Origin of the sequence: Gracilibacillus kekensis (assembly GCF_900143085.1) — a bacterium.
Taxonomy (GTDB): domain Bacteria; phylum Bacillota; class Bacilli; order Bacillales; family Amphibacillaceae; genus Gracilibacillus; species Gracilibacillus kekensis.
The window spans coordinates 827,326-845,453 of the sequence record NZ_FRCZ01000001.1; the positions used below are offsets into that span (position 1 = coordinate 827,326).

Consider the following 18,128-nt stretch of genomic DNA (forward strand, 5'->3'; position numbering starts at 1 on the left):
CGGCATTCTTTTTTGTAACAAGCTAAAAGGTTGAGAGATTATCTTAACGGGATAAGTAACGCTGTAGACGAGATAACCCGCTGGCTTCACGGGATAAGTCATCATATCCCGTTAAGACGAGGTATTATCCCGTGAAGAGAAGAGGTTATCCCGTCAAGAGCAGATATTATCCTGTGAAGCTTTTTTGTTACAAAAAAAAGAATCGTGGTTCTTTAAATGAACCCGATCCTTTAATATTACTAATCTATTTAATTGATGACGGTTATTCTCTCCTGTGCAGGAACTCGTGGAACTGGTGACTGTGATTTTGCGGGATAGCCTACATGTATTTGGCCTACTACCCTTTCATTTCCTTTTAAGCCAATGAGCTCTGCAGTTTCTTCACAATAAGCTAACTTTCCTGATTTCCAGAAGGTACTTAGACCTTGTTCCCATGCTAACAAGCTAAAGTTTTGAATTAAACAACTCGTCGAGGCGTAATCTTCTTCTCGTAGTTTTTCTTGTGGGTGTATGTTGTTAATTACAAAAAATAGAAAAGGTACACTAATGATTTTTTGGTAAGCATTATTACCTACTATTTCTAATTCTTCATCTGAGTTACTATTACTTTTAGATAATGCTACTTGCCGGTTTATTTCTGCTAACCTTTTTTTCGCCTCACCTTGAATAAAAACAAAACGCCATGGTTCTGTTAGTTTATGATTGGGTACCCAAATTGCTGTATTTAATAAGTCTTCTATTAATTCGTTTGAGACATCTTTATCCTGATAGGATGCTATCGATCGACGTTCCTTTATAAGTTGTCGCAACTCCATGAGGAAATCCCCCTTTTTTGTTAATGATAATCATTTTCAACTGTATTTTATCATATCATAGTAAGAAAGACTGTCAAGACGCTCATCTAGGTAAATTCTATTATTTTCCAAATTATACTTGTAATAATTTCCTTTTTATTGTAATATACTTACAAATGTTACTAATTAAATAATCGATTCTTATCCAGAGAGGTGGAGGGGCTGGCCTTATGATACCTCAGCAACCGTCTAAAAAGACAAGGTGCTAATTCCAGCAAGCGAAATGATGCTTGGAAGATGAGAGATTTTTCTAATGATTCTCCGTCTTTTTAGTAGACGGAGTTTTTTATTTTATTAAGAAAAGAGGTGATAAAATGTCAGGACTTTTAACTAAATTAAATGACCAAATAATGATTGCAGATGGCGCGATGGGGACTTTGCTATACGCCCATGGGGTGGATCGGTGTTTTGAGTCCTATAACCTGACACATCCCGAGGAAATCCTAAACGTACATCAATCATATTTAGATGCTGGAGCAGAAGTGATTCAAACCAACACGTATGGTGCAAATTATATTAAATTAAACCGGTTTGGGTTAGAAGATAACGTACATCAAATCAACACGAAAGCTGTTCAGATTGCAAAATCAGCAGCAAAAGAGAATGCTTATGTGCTCGGTACGATAGGCGGCATTAGAGGAGTACAAAAATTAGTAACATCTAAAAAGGAGATTATCAGAAGTTTTAAGGAACAGCTTTTCTCTCTTCTTTTGGAAGGTGTCGATGGACTTTTACTAGAAACATATTATGATTTTGACGAAATTAAACAGGTACTGGAAATCACAAGACAGGAAACAGATCTGCCCATCATTGCCAATGTTTCGATGCACGAGCCTGGTGTAATGGAAAATGGCATCGCTCTTCCAACCGCGTTACAAACACTTGACGATATTGGAGCTAATGTAGTTGGTGTTAATTGTCACTTAGGTCCTCATTATATGATCAAAGCATTAGAAACGGTACCATTATTACAAAACGCCTATTTAGCCGCATATCCGAATGCTAGTCTTCCATCTTATCAAAACGGCAAGCTTGTTTACAATCAACATAGTAATTATTTTAAACAATGTGCAAAAGCCTTTAGAGATCAGGGAGTTCGGTTAATCGGTGGTTGCTGTGGGACGACACCTGAGCATATTCGTGCCCTGAAGGATGGTGTCACTCATTTAGCACCTATTACAAGTAAAGAAACGAAACCACTGTTGACTAAAGAAAACACTAGCCATTCACAGCGGAATAATAATGATTCATTAGCAGATAAAGCAAAAAAACAACACACAGTTATTGTTGAGTTAGATGCGCCTAAACATCTGGATATTGCAACTTTTATGGATGGCGTATTTGCTTTAGAAAAAGCTGGTGTTGATGCTATCACACTTGCTGACAATTCATTAGCCACTCCAAGAATCAGCAATCTAGCAATGGCAGTAAAAATGAAACAGGCTGGTTCCAAGGTAACGCCATTAATACATCTAACCTGTCGAGATCGAAATTTAATTGGACTTCAATCACATTTAATGGGGTTACATACGTTAAATTTTCATGAAATTCTGGCGATCACTGGCGATCCTACTAGGATTGGCGGATTCCCTGGTGCATCATCTGTCTTTGATGTCACTTCATTTGAACTAACCCGACTGATTAAACAATGTAATGATGGTTTATCCTTTTCAGGAAGTTCATTAAAAACAAATACTAATTTTCAGGTTGCGGCGGCATTTAATCCAAACGTTGCCAACCTTGAAAAAGCTGTGAAAAGGATGAAAAAGAAAGCTGACAATGGGGCTGATTACTTTCTGACTCAACCAATTTTCAGTCATGAAAGGATCATTGAATTACACCGTTTGACCAAAGATATTGAACAACCTATATTTATTGGCATTATGCCGCTCACGTCTCATCGCAATGCTGAATTTTTACATCATGAAGTTCCTGGTATGAAGTTGTCAGATGAAGTGAGAGCGCGAATGCAGCAACATAACAACCGACAGGATAGTTTGCGTGAAGGCATTCAAATAGCGAAAGAATTAATTGATACCACCATTAATTATTTTAATGGAGTCTATATCATCACACCATTCATGCATTATCCATCAACCGTAGAATTAACCAAATATGTCCATGAAAAGACACAATTAGTCACAAAAATATAAAAAAGGGAGTTAATCACATGACAACAATTTTAAGTTCGAACCTAGGTTATCCACGAATCGGAGAGAAAAGAGAATGGAAAAGAGCGATTGAGGCTTTTTGGCAGGGCGATATCACGGAGAAAGCACTTAAAGACCAAACACAAAAATTACGTTTAGACAATCTCAAAAAACAAAAAGAACAAGGAATCGATCTAATACCTGTTGGAGATTTTTCCTTCTATGATCACGTATTAGATACAGCAGTTGCTTTTAACATTATTCCTAAACGTTTTCAACATCATAATCCTAGCGAGTTATCTACATATTTTGCGATTGCCCGCGGGGAAAAGGATGCTGTAGCAGCAGAAATGACAAAATGGTTTAATACCAATTATCACTATATTGTGCCAGAATTAAATGACGTTTCACCTCAACTTGTAGAAAACCGAGCACTTTATTATTATCAAGAGGCAAAAGAAGAGCTAGGAATCGACGGAAAACCTGTAATTGTTGGACCGGTAACCTTTGTAAAGTTAGCAAAAGGATATCAGGAAAACGAACTAGAGATATGGATTAACCGACTATTACCGTTATATGAGCAAGTTCTCACTGAATTAGCAGAGGCTGGCACGCGATGGGTGCAAATCGACGAACCGATTCTAGGCACCAACCTTTCTGAAAAAGAATTGCAGCTTGTCGAAAAAGTATATCAAAGACTCGATAACAACGTATCTGGAATTCAACTTATTATACAAACGTATTTCGAAACGGTACAGCATTACCAGCGGATTGTGAAGTTACCTGTTCATGGAATTGGTTTAGATTTTGTACATGGTGACAACTTGTCACTTATTCAAAAATATGGATTCCCTGCTGATAAAGTACTAGGTGCAGGTATTATTAATGGACGAAATGTTTGGCGAGCGAACCTTGAAGATAAGTATCAGCTGTTAGAGGCTATTAAAGAAGCGGCAAATCCTCAATCATTGGTCGTTCAAGGATCTTGTTCTTTATTGCATGTGCCTGTTACAAAACAATTAGAAGAAAAGCTAGACACCATTGTAAAAGACGGACTTAGCTTCGCCGATGAAAAATTAGTTGAAATTACTTTATTATCCTCAGCTATAAAGGAAGGAAAACAATCTGTAGCATCAGCATTTGAGGCTAGCGAAAATGCGATCAATCGCTTAGATCAATCGAATTATCGTAACCAATCGGTGGAGGTTACCAAACAAAATGTGAAACGTAATGTACCTTTTGCAGAAAGAAAAGTACAACAACAAAAAGATTTGAATTTACCTATATTACCTACCACAACCATTGGAAGCTTACCTCAAACTACCGAAGTAAAAAGAACACGCACCAAATGGCGTAAAGGCGACATATCAGACGAGCAATATAATCAATTTGTTCAGGCTGAAACTAGAAAATGGATTCAAATCCAGGAAGATTTAGAACTAGACGTTTTGGTTCACGGCGAATTTGAACGAACAGATATGGTAGAGTATTTTGGTGAAAAGTTAAAAGGTTTTGCCGTAACAGAGTATGGTTGGGTACAGTCCTATGGTTCCAGATGTGTCAAACCACCATTGTTAGCTGGTAATGTGGAATGGGAAAAGCCAATAACAGTTAAAGAAATAGCCTATGCCCAATCGCTAACAGAAAAACCGGTAAAAGGTATGCTGACAGGACCTGTGACGATTTTAAATTGGTCGTTTGTTCATGAAGAACTTCCGCGCTTTACCGTGCAGGACCAGATCGGCTTAGCATTGGAAAAAGAGGTTTTAGCCTTAGAAGAAGCTGGGGTTAAGATCATTCAAGTTGATGAACCAGCGTTACGGGAGGGGTTACCATTAGATAAACTGAAATGGCCAGCCTATTTTGATGCAGCTGTTCGTGCTTTTGGTTTGGCAACTTCAACAGTGAAGCCTGAAACACAAATTCACACCCATATGTGTTATTCAGAATTTGGTGAAATATATGAAGCAATTGATGGGTTAGATGCGGATGTAATTTCAATTGAAACATCCCGTAGTCACGGGGAAATGGTCGAAACATTTGAAGTCAATCATTATAAAAAAGATATTGGCTTAGGTGTTTATGATATTCATAGCCCTCGTGTGCCTAGTGTTGCTGAACTTGAGGTCAACATTAAGCGTGCTTTAGAAACTATCGAAGTAGAACAATTTTGGATCAACCCTGATTGTGGACTTAAGACGAGAAAAGAAGCTGAAACCATTGCGGCCCTTGAGAAAATGGTTGAAGCAGCTAAGCTTGCACGAGAAAAATATGTATCTATTAAACAAAACTAACATTTCTTGCTTGGACGGCTATATTTTTTTAAGCAATATAAGGAAACCGTGCAATAAATGATGTAGTAATTTTGACATTGATGTTTGTGCTTTAGAAACCGCTGCGGCTTGCCCGTTTCGCTTTCCGGGGGGCATGCTCTTCAGCTAACTTTTTCAAGTGCTCTTTGCTTGAAAAAGTTAGCTGAAGGGAAAACCCCACGGAAAGGGAAGTGGGCAGCCGGAGCGGTTTACTAGTCCATAACACATTTCAAAATTTCCACTTTTGCTATTAAATACACATCCAGTATTACGTAGTAACTTCCTAATACGCATAGAAATCCAAACGACTCAAAAATCTATTTGAATCATTTGGATTATTCTAATTATATAATTCTTTTTTCCAATCTCTTTTTTTAAACTGTTTTTCTGTTTCGAATATACAACAGCAATCCAATTGTGATGATCACTAGACCTACTAATAGGTAATTAAAAATAGAAGTTGCTGTTTCTGGTAATTCATTGTTCTCTACAGATGAATTTTCTTTTTTAGCATTATCAGATCCAGACTCTTCTTGATCTTGATTAGTTCCTTCATCTGTACCTGTTTCTTCACCTTTTGTGGATCCATCTGTGTTTCCGCCTTCTCCATTATCTGTCTCAGCACCGTTATTGGTGTCACTATCTTCGTTACCTTCTCCAGATTCCTCTTCTTCACTTGATTCCATAACAGTAAAAGTAGAGAAGTGAGTAGTAGTTGCAGATACCACACCGTCTTGATAGGTTCCTCCGATTTCTTCCCATTCTCCTGTTTCAGGATTCAAATAGAAGATTTTAAGCAGGTCAGTGTTTTCAACATCTTTATCTGTAATAGAGAATGTTAGCAGTACACCTTCCGCATGGGAAAAATCAGTTATTAGATTTCCACCTTCATTTATGGAAAAGTTATAGACAGCACTTTTTGAGCCATTAACTGCAGGAAGTTTTTCAATAATAATGGATGTATCTTGCTCACCACTAAAGATAGATGGCGGAAAATCTAAGGTGACATCTTTCTTTTTAATGGTTAAGGTCGCATTTTTTTCTTTTAATGTTGTGATTTGGTCGGATGTTAACGAAATTTCAACAGGCTTATTTTCATTAATATCTTCTAATCCTTCTAAGTCAATAGTAACATTTCCATCCATATCCACATTAGTAAAAATACGATCATCAATTTCTACTTTATTATCTGATACGTTTGGCACAGTAGAAATCCGATCTTCTGAACCATAGATTAATGGATTATTCTCGGTTGTTTCTAAAGACACGATATAGTTTTCAAGTGCTTCTACATCAACTGGTCCTTCTTCTCGTTCTGATTCAATTGAAGCAAAAGCACCACGAGAAGCTAAATAACTGTTGGTTGTTAATGTATAAGTGTCTTTCTTTTTAACCTTTTTGCCGTTTGGTAATGTAATCGAGACAACTTTTTCTTTCTTTTGATTATAGCGGTAGCTAAACCCTGCTATACTATAATCGGACCCGTTTTTTGAAAGTTGAGCATTTAAAATAGTTTCTAGTTCTTCTCCTGTCACTTCCATTTTCACTAATGTGTTACCATGGGTCAGAATTTTTTCCAACGATGAAGTAGTAATGTTACCTTCTAATAATGAAGAACCAATCCCTCCACCATTTGTAACTGCAAAATCACTATCCATCACATCTTTCATACTATCTGTGATCAGGTTACCCAAGCCATGATCTCTTCCATTTGTATAGGTGCCGACTAACTCCTGACCATTGTAGCCAATGACGTCTCCATCCTCTTCTACATCCGGGATCTCATCCGTTTTGGCAATACGACCTTCTGAACCAATCACAAGTGGATTATCCTCTGTTGTTGCTAAATACTTAATATAATCCACCGCTGCATCTACATCGACTGGTCCCATCGTTTCATTTGTTCCTAAGTTACTTATTGGACCATCTTGGGTACCGATATAGTTATTGGTTGCTAATGTATAAGTTGCTTCTGGATCAATTGGTGTTCCATCTGGAAATGTTATATCTACCACATGCTGGTAATCGTAATTATACGTGTAGTGTAAACCCGACACACTATAATCAGAGCCATAGCTTGATAAATTATCATTCAATATTGGAATTAAATCTTTCCCTTTAATATCAACAGACATCACCGTATTGGCAAAAGGTAAAATATTAAATACTTCACCCCATGTTATCGGACCTTCATTTAAGATATCACGAATGCCACCACCATTATGCATTGCAAAATCTGCATCCATGGCCCATTTCATACCGTCCGTAATTAAATTACCTAAGCCATGATCTCCATCATTTGTATATTGTCCTTCTAGTTGTTGAGCATTGTATCCAATTACTTCATTTACAATATCTTCAATCTCCACTGCATATTTATCAAGAATCTCTTTTACTGCTGGATCTGGCTGATAATCGGCTTGGTTAGCAAAAACAATTTCCGCTTCGACATCATGAATATCTTTTGTTTCACGATCAATTTGAATGTCGACATCTGCAAAAGCTTTCCCGTATTCTGATGCTTGAATAATCCATTTATTATCTACAACTGCATCGACTTCCTGATGGTTGTGTGCCGCAAAAATGATGTCTACTGCATCATCGACATTTCGTGCTAAATCTGCTGATGCGCCTGTTGCAGAATTCCCAGACTGAGTAGCAGGCATATGTGCTAAGACAACAATCGCTTCGACACCTTGTGCTTGCAAGTCCTCTACTGCATCATTTACTGCTGTTGCTTCATCTGTAAATGCCACATTTTCTAATGAAGATGGCATCACCATGTTCATTGTTTCTTGTGTATTAACTCCAATAAAACCTACTTCTACTCCATCGACTTCTTTGATTGCATATGGTGGTAAGTAAGTCTCACCCGTATCTTCCTGAATACAATTGGCACAAAGCATATCAAAATTCATGCCTTGATATCCAGTAGTGCCAAGTCCTTCTGGATGGTCGCCACCGTTTACCATTCGTTTTAATTCTGCTAATCCTTCGTCAAATTCATGGTTTCCAACTGTCCCGACATCAAAGCCCATTTCATTCATAATTTCTACCGTTGGCTCGTCTTGTAACAACGCGGAAACTGGGGAACTTCCACCAATCATATCTCCAGCATGGACAAGCAATGTGTTTTCATTTTCCTGTTCTCTTTCTTTAATCGCTTGTGCGGTATAATCCATGCGACCATAAACTGCTTCTTCACCAGTTCGATCTAATGTGTATTCCTGATCTATTTTTCCATGGAGATCATTCATACTTAAAAGTTGAAGCTCTAGTATCTCTCCTAAAGGTTCTTCAGAGACAGCTGTATAACCCTGTGCTTCTGCTTCTTCTGCACTTGCAAAAAATATCCGTACTTCTACAGGTACTTGTTCATATTCTGTTGGTTCTACATACTCTTTTGTATCCGAGTTTCCAACATAACGATGGAAATCGCCACCTTCTGAGATTGCACGATACTCAAAAGGTAATTCTTTTAATGGATTTTCTGGATTCCAAATACCTACTTCTGCATCGATTGCATCTTTTGTAGCTTTTTGATAAGTCTGATAGTTTTCTTCATCACCGATTGGCCAGATAAAGTAAGAGGTTGCCAACCCTTCTTTCACCATTTGCAAGTTCGTATTGACACCATCTTTATTAATGACTTCCGCTAACAAGCGACCGTAATCATCTGTTGGCTGCTCACCGATTTTCAATGTAACCTGATCGCCTTCTTGTAATAATTCCTGTAAACGTGCTGTCGCATTTGCTCCATGTTCTTTTTGATTCGCTTCATCGACACCGTTAGCTCCGGCTACATTCGTTTCAGGTGTATCCATATTAACGAAGCGAACCCGGTCTGCTCCTAAAACAGGCTTTTCTAAACGAATCGTATCACCATCTGAAACATAACGAACCGTAGATGTATATTCGCCACTTGCACTCGGTGCTTCCGGCTGTTCTTCTGATGCCATAAAATCGTTAATAGATCTTGTTACTAGTTGATAGCTATTGTAATGACTTAAAATTGCTGTAATATCATACCATTTTCCTTCATTTAGTTCAGAAAGGTCTAATGTCCCTTCCATCACTCTTAAGGTGGTACTATTAAAATCACTATCTATAAAAGATAAGTTATAACCACCACCAGCAGGACTGGATGGAATATCTTCAAGATAACCATTCACAGAAACCAATTGTCCTTCTAACGGTTCTGCAACAGTTTCATCAGCTAAATCTGATAATTCAACAGATGTTGCTGCAGGTATTGCTTCACCTTCTGCTAGAATTTCAATATCTGATCCACTATTTGGGATAATTTCTTTTAATCCATTGTAGGTATCTAGCTCTCCAGTGATGATAATCCGATCGCCTTCATTTAATTCAGGTAAATCTGATCCATCAAACGCAAAAATATTAATACCTGCTGTCTCATCTTGTATGTACGTCGATAGTTGATCACCGGATGGATCTGCTAAGTTATCTGCAGTTACAACACCCTCGATTGTAACACTTGTTCCATCTGGTTGTTGACGTGCTTCTGCAATTGTCTGGCCTTGTGGCGTTTCTCCTTCATTAACATCTCCGTCTGCAAATTCAATACTTGTCACAAATTCAATTGCTTCTTGATTTGAATACTCATCCCTTGTTCCCGTTACTATAACCTTTTTCCCAATCGCTTCTTCATTCAATTCGGGACTAAACATCTCTCGCTGATCGGCTTCTAGCTTTACAATAATAGTTGCTGCTTCATCATTGTTTTCATCTGCCACTTTAATCGCATATTGACTATTAAAGGGCGCTACGATATAACCTTTTACTGTAACCTCTGTACCCTGATTTTCTGATAATGCTTGCGATACAGAAATAGACGTTGTCTCTTCTGCCTGAATTTGCATAACAGGCATAAATGCGCTCGATAATTGATTAAAAACCAGTACGATTGCTAATAATAAACTGGCTCTCATTACATGTTTTTGACGTTTCAATGTTTTTCCTCCCTGTATTCTAACTTGCTTACCTCTTCATACTAGCAAGTAAAAATATTAATTGATTAAACAGATAGTAAAGAGTTTGTTAATTTCTGTTAATGTAATTATTAAAAACAGTTACATTATTTTTCTTGTAACCGTCACTAAAATGACGTACAATGTCCTTAGTAAATTAATTTAATTAAGTCGATAATTTATATTAAAGGAGGAATATAGAATGGATATAAATAAACTGAAGAACAAATTTCAAGATACGTTTCAAACAAAGGTGCAACCAAGGGCTTTCTTTGCGCCAGGACGTATTAATTTAATTGGAGAGCACACAGACTATAATGGTGGTCATGTTTTTCCGGCAGCTATTTCTTTCGGGACTTATGCTATTGCCACACCGCGAACAGACAACAAAATACGCTTTTATTCTGACAATTTTCCCGAAAAAGGTATATTAGAAAGCAGTTTAGATGATCTTGCTTACAAAAATGAGGATGATTGGACGAATTTTCCTAAAGGAATGATATTGTACTTGAAAGAAGAAGGTTATGACATTCCAACAGGATTTGATGTATTATTTTACGGAAATATTCCGAATGGGGCTGGCTTATCATCTTCTGCCTCAATTGAACTTGTCACAGGGGTTCTTTTAGAAAACTTGTATCAACTTGATATCGATCGTATTCGCCTAGTGCAAATTGGTCAAAAAGTTGAAAATCAATATATTGGTGTGAACAGTGGAATCATGGATCAATTTGCAGTTGGGATGGGAAAACAAGATCACGCCATGTTGTTAGACTGTGATACGTTAAATTACGAATATGCTCCAATTAAATTAGAAAATCATGATATCATTATCATAAATACCAATAAACGAAGAGAATTAGCAGATTCTAAATATAACGAACGACGTAGCCAATGTGAGGCTGCCTTAGCAGACTTACAAACACAATTGGATATCGGGAGCTTAGGAGAGCTAACGCCAGAGCAATTTGAAGCAAACCGTTCCTTAATCAAAGATCGAACGAATCAGCAACGGGCAAAACACGCGGTTTACGAAAATGCGCGCACTATTGAAGCCCTTCAAAAGCTTCAGTCAGGTGATTTAGAAAGGTTTGGAGAATTAGTGAATCAATCACATATTTCTTTACGAGATGACTATGAGGTTACCGGTATTGAGTTAGACACAATTGCCCAAACCGCATGGCAACAAAAAGGTGTCATCGGTGCACGAATGACAGGGGCTGGATTTGGTGGTTGCGCCATTGCGATTGTAGAAAAATCAGAAGTACAAGATGTGAAAACAGCTATTCAACAAGCATATGAAGACGAAATTGGCTATGCACCAACCTTCTATGTAGCAGCAATTGGCGACGGTGCAAAAGAAATTTCAAACTAAGGAGGAGTTTAATTATGCGTATTTTAGTATTAGGTGGAGCAGGTTATATCGGTTCACATGCAGTATATCAATTAATCGATCAAGGTAATGAAGTGGTTGTCATCGATAACTTATTAACGGGACACCAAAAAGCAATTCATCCAGAAGTAACGTTTTATAATGGAGATATTCGAGACATCGAATTTTTACGTGAAGTATTCTCCCATGAAAAAATCGATGGTGTCATTCATTTTGCTGCCAATTCGTTGGTTGGTGAATCGATGGAAGACCCTCTTAAATATTTTGATAACAATGTTTATGGTACGCAGGTATTACTACAGGCAATGACTGAATTTGATATTAAAAATATTGTCTTTTCTTCTACAGCGGCAACATATGGAGAACCAGAACAAGTACCAATTACCGAAACGATGCCAACACAACCGACCAATACGTACGGTGAAACAAAATTAACGATGGAAAAAATGATGAAATGGACAGAAGCAGCTCATGATATTCGTTATGTCTCGCTTCGTTACTTTAATGTCGCTGGTGCACGTGGTACCGGTGAAATCGGGGAAGATCATCGCCCGGAAACACACTTAATTCCAATCGTATTACAAGTAGCTTTAAATCAAAGGGAACATATCTCCATCTTTGGTGATGACTATAATACACCAGATGGTACTTGTATTCGTGACTATATCCATGTCGAAGATTTAATTGATGCTCATATTTTAGCACTTAACTATTTAAAAGCGGGTGGCGACAGTAATGTCTTCAACCTTGGAAGCAGTCAAGGATTCTCTGTTAAAGAAATCATTGATGCAGCTCGTCAGGTTACTAAACATGACATTCCTGCAAAAGTAGCGCCTCGTAGAGCTGGAGACCCTAGTACCTTAATTGCGGCATCTGATAAAGCAAAACGCATACTCGGATGGAACCCAACCAGAACAGATATCGATCGAATTATCCAAGATGCATGGAATTGGCATCAAGCGAATCCTAATGGTTACAACGAGGAGGAGTAAACATGGTAAACCATTCATCTTTAGTGGAGACACTTGTAGAAAAGGCGATTGACAAAAAGTTAATACAAGCCAGTGATCAAATCTATGCGCGTAATCAAATCCTGGGGCTTTTAGGTATCGCAAACTATCAGAAAGAGACTGCACGTAGTGATCAGGACATTCCAGATGTATTAGACATCTTAGCAGACGATGCCGTTGATAGAGGACTAATCGAAGACCTGCTCGATGAACGCGAACAATTAACAGCCAAAATAATGGATGTTTTTATCTCAAAACCATCCGAAATAAATGAAGCATTTTACAGAAACTATCAAGATTCACCGGTTAAAGCAACCGACTATTTCTATCAATTAAGTAAAGATAGCAACTATATTCAAACAAAAAGAATTGCCAATAACATTCAGTTTAAAACTGCATCCCCTTATGGTGACTTAGACATTACCATTAACTTATCAAAACCAGAGAAAGATCCAGAACAAATTAAACGTGAAAAAGAAATGAAGCAGGATGTTGCATATCCTAAGTGTCTGCTATGTGCGGAAAATGAAGGATATGTCGGACGTATTGGTCACCCTGCCCGTTCCAATCATCGTATCATTGAGGTGCCGTTAGAAGATGAAGAATGGTTTCTACAATATTCACCATATGTTTATTACAATGAGCATAGTATCGTGTTTGCCAAAGAACACCGACCAATGAAAATTAACCGTGATTCTTTTGCTCGACTAACTGCTTTTGTAGAAAAGTTCCCACATTACTTTATCGGTTCTAATGCAGACTTACCAATTGTTGGCGGTAGTATATTGTCACACGATCATTATCAAGGTGGACACTATACATTTGCGATGACAAATGCAGAAGAGGAATTCCATTTCACATTGGATAACTTTGCTGATGTCGAAGCTGTTGTTGTAAAGTGGCCACTATCTGTAATTCGCTTACGTCATTCGAACCGTAACAAACTTGTAGATGCAGCAGATTACATTTTACAAAAGTGGCGTAATTACAGTGATCCTGAAGCAGATATCCTTGCTTATTCTAAAGACACACCGCACAACACAATCACACCAATTGCTCGCATGCGTGGTGGTCTATTTGAAATCGATCTAGTATTACGTAATAACCGGACATCAACAGAACATCCAATGGGTATTTTTCATCCACATGACGATGTTCATCATATTAAAAAAGAAAATATCGGTTTAATTGAAGTAATGGGTCTAGCCGTACTTCCTCCTCGTTTAAAAGATGAACTATCAGATATTAAAAAATATCTCCTGGGTGAAAAGGTAACGGTTGCAGAATATCATCTCGATTGGGTACAATCAATAAAAGAGAAGCATAAAAACATTACAGAACAAAACGCAGAAGTAATCGTTGAAAACGAATTAGGCAAAAAATTCGCACGCGTTCTAGAAGATGCTGGCGTGTATAAAACAGATAAAGCTGGACGCCTGGCATTCAAACGTTTTTTAGCAAATCTTAATGAGGCATAAGTAGGAGGAACCGAGCAAATGGAAGTAATAACAGACGTAATAAAAGTACAAGATCAGCAGTGGAAAGAATTCACATTAGTAAATGACAATGGAATGGCGGTTTCTATTCTTGACTTTGGTGGCATTATTACCAAAATATTAGCACCGGACCGTGATGGAAAACTAGAAAATGTTGTTGTAGGTTTTGAAAATTATCAAGATTACCTCGTTAATCCTGGCTACTTTGGGGCATTAATTGGTCGTGTTGCTGGTCGAATTGAAAATGCCCAATTTGAAATCGATGGTAAGCCTTATACGCTTCCTAAAAATGAAGGAGAGCATCATTTACATGGTGGAAATCCAGGTTTCCATAATACCATATGGACAGTTGTTCCTTTTGAAAATAATGAAGAAGTAGGCTTAACGCTTACCCTTGAAAGTAAAGATTTAGAAAATGGATATCCCGGTAACTTGCGAATGACTGTTACGTATACGTTAAATAACGATAATGCCTTTACGATTACCTATGAAGGCGTTTCTGATCAAAAAACGGTGTTAACAAGCACGAACCACTCTTACTTTAACTTGAGCGGCAACTTGAAGTCAGATATTCAAGATCATCAAATTACATTAGATAGCAGTAAATTTGTTGAACTTGACGAAGAATTAATTCCAACCGGAACTATTCTCGATGTCGATAATACAACATATGACTTCCGAAATGGCCGTCCGATGAAAGATGGCGTAACATCTGAGTTCAAGCAAAACTTAGTCGCAAATCATGGTTATGATCATTACTTTATTTTCGATCATAATAAAAAAGAAAGTGCGATCGTTCGAGAAGAAACGAGTGGTAGACAACTAACGGTTGTAACAGACCAGCCAGGTGTAGTCATGTATACCTCTAACAATCTATCTGAAGGTTTGAAATTACGCGAGCGTGATTCTGCACAGTATCTAGGACTATGTTTAGAAACGCAAGGATCACCCGCGTCGATCCATCATGAAGGCTTCCCATCGATTTGGTTGGATAAAGATGAAAAATATTTTGCCAAAACTACTTTTATTTTTGATACAATAGAGTAGATTGTGTTATTAAAGCATAATAGTAGGTCAAAAAGATAATAGCAGGTATAATAGAAAAAGCGCTCTTCACCTTGAGGAGAGTGCTTTTTCGCGCTATTATCAATATATTGTGACAATCAGAATTATGGACCACTAGATATTGATTATATTAGATGATTCTGATAAGCTATAAAGGAACTAATCTTGGTATTCATTTATTTTTTGACATAGATAAAGGAGGCAATCCATCCATGCAATCAACGAAAGAAAAATCATTAGCCATTAATGTGGAACAGTTAAATGAGGACATCAAAGAATTTCCCCAGGTTCATCCGATTACACCCGATATGAACACCACTCATAAAGGTGTATCCCGGCTTGTTATGCTAGATCGTTATGCATTTAAGGACACAGAGAAAAAGACTTTAAAAGCAGGAGATTTTGTCGTATTGACGATTAAAGAGGATCCTAAATTCCCTGCGAGAGGTACAGGCTTTATTCTTGAAATTGATAATGTACAACGAAAAGCACGCATTCAAGTTGAAGAAAGCTTTGTCCATGTTTTAGAAAAAGAAGAGGAAAGAGAAACCGGCATTATCGAACGTTCGCTAAGTGTTATGGATAAACCATTAGAAGTTTACTATGAGCAAATAGCGAAACGTAATGCAACAGGTCTTTCATCCGTTGAAGAAACAGAGGAAAAACAAAATCAATGGTTTGAACAGTTTTATCAGGAACTATCTCAATTAAACTTTATTCCTGCTGGTCGCGTACTATATGGGGCAGGATCTAACACAGATGTAACGTACTTTAATTGTTATGTTATGCCATTTGTACGAGATTCCCGTGAAGGAATCAGTGATCACCGTAAACAAGTGATGGAAATTATGTCACGTGGTGGCGGTGTTGGTACAAACGGTTCCACACTAAGACCTCGCAATGCACTAGCAAGAGGGGTAAATGGTAAATCTTCAGGATCTGTTTCCTGGTTAGATGATATTGCTAAATTGACACATCTTGTGGAACAAGGTGGATCAAGACGCGGAGCTCAAATGATCATGTTAAACGATTGGCACCCTGATGTAATTGAATTTATTATTTCTAAAATGCAAAATCCGCGAATTTTGCGTTATTTAATCGAAAATAGTCAAGATGAAAGTATTAGACAGTTAGCAAGCGATAAACTCAATTTCACACCGCTTTCGAATGATGATGTACAGCTTTATCAAGGTATTGTAAATTTCAAAAATATGCCTGGCCAAGGTGGCTTCACCGATGCCAACATTGAAAAAGCTGAAGCTGAATTAAGAGACGGTGGCTCCTATTCAGTTCATAACTCTGAATTTTTAACAGGTGCTAATATCTCTGTATGTATTACAGACGAATTTATGGAAGCTGTAGAAAACAACCAGGAATATGATCTTCGTTTTCCAGATGTAGAGAATTATACGGAAGAAGAAATGGACTACTACAATAAACACTGGCATGAATTTGGTGATGTTCGTGAATGGGAAAAGCTCGGATTTGGTGTGAAAGTGTACAAGCGTATCAAAGCAAAAGAACTGTGGGATTTAATTAACGTTTGTGCGACCTATTCTGCTGAACCTGGCATTTTCTTCATCGATAACGCCAACAATAAAACAAATGCAACAGCTTATGGACAAAAAGTAGTAGCAACAAACCCATGTGGAGAACAACCACTTGCTCCGTTTTCTGTTTGTAACTTAGCAGCAGTGAATTTAGCAAATGTGGCAGATAAAGATAGTAAAATACCGGACTTCGAGAAATTAAAACAAACCGTTGAAATTGGTGTACGTATGCAGGATAACGTGATTGATTCTACACCATATTTCTTAGAGGAAAATCGCGTACAAGCTTTAGGTGAACGTCGTATCGGTTTAGGTGTGATGGGACTTCATGATTTACTCATCTATTGTGAAACAGAATACGGGTCTAAACAAGGTAATGAATTAGTCGATCAACTCTTTGAAGTAATTGCTACAACTGCTTACCGCACTTCTATTGAATTAGCAAAAGAGAAAGGAAGCTTCCCGTTCCTAATCGGAGAAACGGAAGAAGAAACACAAAGCCTGCGACAAAACTTCATTTCTACCGGCTATATGCAAACAATGCCTGAGGATATCCGTGAAGGTGTGTTGAAATACGGTATTCGTAACTCTCACCTATTAACGGTTGCTCCAACAGGTTCAACGGGTACAATGGTAGGTGTGTCAACAGGACTTGAGCCATACTTCTCGTTTACTTACTACAGAAGTGGGCGTTTAGGTAAATTTATCGAAGTAAAAGCAGACATTGTTCAAGAGTACCTGGATCGAAATCCTGATCAAGATCCTGATAATTTACCAAAATGGTTTGTTACGGCAATGAGTCTATCGCCAGAGGCGCATGCTGATACACAATGCGTGATTCAACGTTGGGTAGACAGTTCGATTTCCAAAACGGTAAATGCTCCTAAAGGCTATAAAGTCGATCAAGTGGAACAAGTATATCGCCGTCTCTATCGTGGTGGTGCTAAAGGTGGTACGGTTTATGTGGATGGAAGCCGTGACTCCCAAGTACTAACACTTAAAGCAGAGGAAAATAACCGTTCTGAACAAACGGAATTGTTTGAAGAAGAAGAAAAGAAAGTCGTTATCGTGGATACGGTAAATGAGCTTGATAAGACAGATATGTCGATCGGTTCCGAAGTTGGCGATACCTGTCCAGTTTGTCGCCAGGGAAGCATCGAAGATATTGGTGGCTGTAACACATGTACCAACTGTGGTGCACAATTGAAATGCGGTCTATAATCAGAATACCCCTCGCTAAATTTTAAAGCGAGGGGTATTTTTGTTAGTGTCCAGTAAATAGATAAAAGTGGCCAATAAACCGTTCA

At 37.9% G+C, this 18,128-nt stretch carries 9 protein-coding genes and 1 riboswitch; of the genes, 7 read left to right on the top strand and 2 right to left on the bottom strand.

Annotated features, from left to right (window positions below; translation table 11 throughout):
• Window positions 1-248: 248 nt before the first annotated feature.
• Window positions 249-815: a nitroreductase family protein gene (locus BUC25_RS03830; RefSeq protein ID WP_073199804.1), complete on the bottom strand. Its 567-nt coding sequence runs from the start codon at window positions 813-815 to the stop codon at window positions 249-251.
• Between the two features lie 177 nt (window positions 816-992).
• Window positions 993-1,098: riboswitch (SAM riboswitch) on the top strand.
• A 70-nt stretch (window positions 1,099-1,168) separates the two neighbouring features.
• Between BUC25_RS03830 and BUC25_RS03835 the strand changes: the two genes are divergently transcribed.
• The gene (locus BUC25_RS03835) at window positions 1,169-3,007 is read left to right on the top strand and encodes a bifunctional homocysteine S-methyltransferase/methylenetetrahydrofolate reductase (protein ID WP_073199806.1); all 1,839 of its coding nucleotides are present in this window, start codon (window positions 1,169-1,171) and stop codon (window positions 3,005-3,007) included.
• 17 nt (window positions 3,008-3,024) lie between these two features.
• Complete coding sequence (gene metE / locus BUC25_RS03840; protein WP_073199808.1) at window positions 3,025-5,298, top strand: 5-methyltetrahydropteroyltriglutamate--homocysteine S-methyltransferase; 2,274 nt, start codon at window positions 3,025-3,027, stop codon at window positions 5,296-5,298.
• A gap of 392 nt (window positions 5,299-5,690) precedes the next feature.
• On the opposite strand, the gene BUC25_RS03845 is transcribed toward metE, so the two are convergent.
• Complete coding sequence (locus BUC25_RS03845) at window positions 5,691-10,289, bottom strand: 5'-nucleotidase C-terminal domain-containing protein (protein WP_073199810.1); 4,599 nt, start codon at window positions 10,287-10,289, stop codon at window positions 5,691-5,693.
• 220 nt (window positions 10,290-10,509) lie between these two features.
• Between BUC25_RS03845 and BUC25_RS03850 the strand changes: the two genes are divergently transcribed.
• The 5 genes from BUC25_RS03850 (at window position 10,510) to BUC25_RS03870 (ending at window position 18,042) form a co-directional block, all read left to right on the top strand.
• Window positions 10,510-11,682, top strand: coding sequence for a galactokinase (locus tag BUC25_RS03850; protein ID WP_073199812.1), 1,173 nt, complete (start codon window positions 10,510-10,512; stop codon window positions 11,680-11,682).
• A 14-nt stretch (window positions 11,683-11,696) separates the two neighbouring features.
• Window positions 11,697-12,692: a UDP-glucose 4-epimerase GalE gene (gene galE, locus BUC25_RS03855; protein ID WP_073199814.1), complete on the top strand. Its 996-nt coding sequence runs from the start codon at window positions 11,697-11,699 to the stop codon at window positions 12,690-12,692.
• 2 nt (window positions 12,693-12,694) lie between these two features.
• The gene (gene galT / locus BUC25_RS03860; RefSeq protein WP_073199816.1) at window positions 12,695-14,188 is read left to right on the top strand and encodes a UDP-glucose--hexose-1-phosphate uridylyltransferase; all 1,494 of its coding nucleotides are present in this window, start codon (window positions 12,695-12,697) and stop codon (window positions 14,186-14,188) included.
• Window positions 14,189-14,206: 18 nt separating this feature from the next.
• Window positions 14,207-15,253, top strand: a complete 1,047-nt coding sequence (locus BUC25_RS03865; RefSeq protein ID WP_073199819.1) for an aldose epimerase family protein — start codon at window positions 14,207-14,209, stop codon at window positions 15,251-15,253.
• A 230-nt stretch (window positions 15,254-15,483) separates the two neighbouring features.
• Window positions 15,484-18,042 carry a vitamin B12-dependent ribonucleotide reductase gene (locus BUC25_RS03870; protein WP_073199822.1) on the top strand — a complete coding sequence of 853 codons (2,559 nt, stop codon included), beginning with the start codon at window positions 15,484-15,486 and terminating at the stop codon, window positions 18,040-18,042.
• The last annotated feature ends 86 nt before the right edge of the window (window positions 18,043-18,128 follow it).

Excerpts from the sequence above, each read along its gene's own strand:
- BUC25_RS03830 (WP_073199804.1), bottom strand. The coding sequence starts at position 815 with ATGGAGTTGCGACAACTTATAAAGGAACGTCGATCGATAGCATCCTAT.
- BUC25_RS03835 (WP_073199806.1), top strand. The coding sequence starts at position 1,169 with ATGTCAGGACTTTTAACTAAATTAAATGACCAAATAATGATTGCAGAT.
- metE (WP_073199808.1), top strand. The coding sequence starts at position 3,025 with ATGACAACAATTTTAAGTTCGAACCTAGGTTATCCACGAATCGGAGAG.
- BUC25_RS03850 (WP_073199812.1), top strand. The coding sequence starts at position 10,510 with ATGGATATAAATAAACTGAAGAACAAATTTCAAGATACGTTTCAAACA.
- galE (WP_073199814.1), top strand. The coding sequence starts at position 11,697 with ATGCGTATTTTAGTATTAGGTGGAGCAGGTTATATCGGTTCACATGCA.
- galT (WP_073199816.1), top strand. The coding sequence starts at position 12,695 with ATGGTAAACCATTCATCTTTAGTGGAGACACTTGTAGAAAAGGCGATT.
- BUC25_RS03865 (WP_073199819.1), top strand. The coding sequence starts at position 14,207 with ATGGAAGTAATAACAGACGTAATAAAAGTACAAGATCAGCAGTGGAAA.
- BUC25_RS03870 (WP_073199822.1), top strand. The coding sequence starts at position 15,484 with ATGCAATCAACGAAAGAAAAATCATTAGCCATTAATGTGGAACAGTTA.